Here is a 254-nt window from a genome sequence, read left to right as displayed (position 1 = left end):
TTGCTCTTTAACAATCTGGAACAAGCTGAAAATTGAAACATGACAGCTGAAACTTATCCCTCCGTAGAAGTATTGGGGTAAGGATTAACCTGTCATAGAGTCTCTCAAATGTAGCAGCACGAAAGTGGAAACACCTTCGGGTTGTGAGGTTAAGTGACTAAGCGTACACGGTGGATGCCTAGGCAGTCAGAGGCGATGAAGGGCGTGCTAATCTGCGATAAGCGTCGGTAAGGTGATATGAACCGTAATAACCG

The 254-nt window shown here is 45.7% G+C and carries 1 rRNA gene; it reads left to right on the top strand.

The window, feature by feature from the left end:
- Positions 1 to 147 precede the first annotated feature (147 nt).
- Positions 148 to 254: ribosomal RNA gene (locus tag AAZT04_RS26350) — 23S ribosomal RNA — on the top strand; the annotation flags it as partial.

This window comes from Serratia sp. Je.1.23.a, assembly GCF_051129805.1.
In the GTDB taxonomy this organism is placed as follows: Bacteria; Pseudomonadota; Gammaproteobacteria; order Enterobacterales; family Enterobacteriaceae; genus Serratia; species Serratia liquefaciens.
This window is presented reverse-complemented; position numbering and strand designations above follow the sequence as displayed.